The organism is Enterobacter cloacae complex sp. IR5459 (genome assembly GCF_049238005.1).
GTDB classification, from domain to species: domain Bacteria; phylum Pseudomonadota; class Gammaproteobacteria; order Enterobacterales; family Enterobacteriaceae; genus Enterobacter; species Enterobacter hormaechei_C.
In genome coordinates this window covers 1-789 of the sequence record NZ_JBMKIG010000070.1, presented here as the reverse complement: position 1 = coordinate 789, position 789 = coordinate 1, and the positions used below count along the sequence as shown (strand labels likewise).

Below are 789 nucleotides of genomic sequence, written 5' to 3'. Positions count from 1 at the left end.
TTCAGATTGTGGTCGCATTTAAGTCCCCTTAAATGCGCAGAAGTCGCTAACGGTTGTTCAGGCCGTCAGCACAGATAGTATGGACGGTTGATTCAACAAAATCAACGCGAGAAAAAGGCCTCCGGAGAGGCCCTGGCTGTCGATATGGGGATTCCCATATCGCTTGTATGGCAGTTACACCAAATCGGGCAATTTGAAGCCTACCATGTCTTCCGCCCGGATTGGAGGCGATAGGCAGTCAGCAAACACCAGGGTGCCATCGAGCAAAATCACGAAACCCCACCCCATAAACAGGTTGGCACTACACCAGTCAGCCTTTAGGGGCACATCTGGCATCTTGTCTGGAAAGACTGGGTAATGCTCAGCCAGCCACTCCATTGCGTCGCAGCGATTGAGAGTATATTTGTCGTACATCATGCCTCCTGTTGCGGTGCTGTTGGATATGCACTGCCTTCCTGAACTGGCTCGTTTCTTCCGGTGCATGCATTCCGGTGGTCATTGGCGTGCGGGCAGCGTTTGTTGCCACACTCAGGGCATACGACAAAGCGACTATCACTAAAAGTCACTGGGCGGCAGGTTCGGCACCAGCAGTCTGGAGCGTTGAGAGCATCACGCTCTGCAAAGATTTTCTCAGCGTCGATTGCTATGCCGGAGTTACGGATGATTTCGACTGCATCGCGCAACTTGCAAGCCGTCGTTACAGGTTCAACCATATTGTTGGAGTCACCGGAATGGTCAACCATAGCGAGCTTATCCTCGGAATGGTCCGTTAGCGCTTCCTGATAGCGT

1 protein-coding gene and 1 pseudogene are annotated in these 789 nt (G+C 52.3%); both read right to left on the bottom strand.

What is annotated here, in order from left to right; translation table 11 throughout:
* Positions 1 to 174: 174 nt before the first annotated feature.
* The gene (locus ACOTX4_RS25990; RefSeq protein ID WP_421635522.1) at positions 175 to 417 is read right to left on the bottom strand and encodes a hypothetical protein; all 243 of its coding nucleotides are present in this window, start codon (positions 415 to 417) and stop codon (positions 175 to 177) included.
* Positions 414 to 789 (bottom strand): annotated as a pseudogene (locus ACOTX4_RS25985) (hypothetical protein); the annotation flags it as partial. The gene ACOTX4_RS25990 and the pseudogene ACOTX4_RS25985, both read right to left, overlap by 4 nt.

Bases quoted from the DNA above. Each gene is read 5' to 3' on its own strand.
- ACOTX4_RS25990 (WP_421635522.1), bottom strand. From the start codon at position 417: ATGATGTACGACAAATATACTCTCAATCGCTGCGACGCAATGGAGTGG.